The organism is Sphaerisporangium cinnabarinum, from assembly GCF_055567015.1.
On the sequence record NZ_JBVHRG010000022.1, the window covers coordinates 1 to 1,599 of the forward strand.

The following is a 1,599-nucleotide window of genomic DNA, read 5'->3' on the forward strand; positions in this document are numbered from 1 at the left end:
CGCCAACGTCTGCGCCAGATACGTCTTGCCCGTCCCCGTCGGACCGATCAACAAGATGTTCGACTTCGCCAGCTCCACGTAGTCCGCGTCGTCGGTCGCGAGGGACTCGCCCGCCTCCTCGGCGGCAGCGGCGGCGCGGACGCGCTTGTAGTGGTTGTGCACCGCGACGGCCAGGGCCCGCTTCGCGCCGTCCTGCCCGACGACGTAGCGGCTGAGGTGCGCGAAGATCTCGTGCGGCGTGGGGAGCGGGCCGCTGCCGGTGACGATGTCCTGCTCGGCGGACTCCGCCTCACGGTCCTCCTCGACCATCTCGAGGCAGAGGGCCACGCACTCGTCGCAGATGAAGACGCCCGCGGGGCCCGCGATGAGCCGCTTCACCTGCCGCTGCGACTTGCCGCAGAACGAGCACGTGAGCGCGTCCGCCGCGCGGGGCCCGCGCTGACCGCGTGCGCCGCCGTCGTCGGTGCCGTCGGAGCGTGCCACCAGGTGCCTCCAGTCGAGTCGGTTGCGGCCGATCGTAACCGTCGCCCACGACACCCCCGCACGCGCGCGGCCCGGGCGCGCCGGTCAGGCGTGCGGGACTCGTCCGCCGCGGCGGCCGAGCTCGGCGGCGAAAGCGCTAGACTGGAACCGTTCCAGAGAAGAGTGCGTCGTACCTGCCGCGGGAGGCCGAGTGACCGACCTGATCGACACCACCGAGATGTACCTGAAGTCGATCTACGAGCTGCAGGAGGAGGGGATCCCCCCGCTGCGCGCGCGGATCGCCGAGCGCCTCGGGCACTCGGGGCCGACGGTCTCGCAGACCGTGGCGCGCATGGAGCGCGACGGCCTCGTCGTCGTCGGGGGCGACCGCCAGCTCGAGCTCACGGCCCTCGGCCAGCAGACGGCGGTGCGCGTCATGCGCAAGCACCGCCTCGCCGAGCGCCTGCTCACCGACGTCATCAAGCTCGACTGGGAGCACGTCCACACCGAGGCCTGCCGCTGGGAGCACGTGATGAGCGACCTCGTCGAGCGGCGCCTCGTCGGGCTCCTCGACCACCCGGCGCACGACCCGTACGGCAACCCCATCCCCGGCCTGCGCGAGCTGGGCGAGGACCTGCCCGAGGTCGGCTACCTCCAGGGCGTCGTGTCCCTGCGGGCCCACCTCGTCGCGCGCGCCGCGGTGCCCGGCACGGAGGTGCGCGTCGTGCTCCAGCGCATCGCCGAGCCGATCCAGGTCGACGTCGAGCTGCTCGCCCGGTTCGCCGAGGCGGGCGTCTTGCCGCACCGGACCCTCGTGGTCACGGTGGGCGACGGCGTCGTCACCGTCTCGGGCGAGGGCGCCACGACGGTCCTCGACCTGCCCGACGACGTCGCGCGGCACCTGTTCGTGACCGCGGACTGACGGCTTGTGGCCCTGGCCGGCCGTTGAGAACGAGGTTGGTCCCGCTATCCGGTGGATAGCGGGACCAACCTCGTTCTGGTGGGGGAGCGGGGTCGTGCTCGCCTACCGGGGTCGTGCGGCGGGGGTCGTCAGGGGACGATGAGCCCGGCGGTCTGGGTCTTGGCGCGCTGGAGGCGGGCCTCGGCGTCGGACCAGTTGACGAGGTTCCACCAGGC

The 1,599-nt window shown here is 72.7% G+C and carries 2 protein-coding genes; one reads left to right on the forward strand and one right to left on the reverse strand.

What is annotated here, in order from left to right; all coding sequences use genetic code 11:
* Window positions 1-483 (reverse strand): ClpX C4-type zinc finger protein (locus ACZ4MO_RS18780; protein WP_499279414.1); only part of this gene is annotated, 483 nt, incomplete at its 3' end.
* A 217-nt stretch (window positions 484-700) separates the two neighbouring features.
* On the opposite strand from ACZ4MO_RS18780, the gene ACZ4MO_RS18785 reads away from it, so the two are divergent.
* On the forward strand, window positions 701-1,384 hold the full coding sequence (locus ACZ4MO_RS18785) for a metal-dependent transcriptional regulator (RefSeq protein ID WP_499279415.1): 684 nt from the start codon (window positions 701-703) through the stop codon (window positions 1,382-1,384).
* Window positions 1,385-1,599 lie beyond the last annotated feature (215 nt).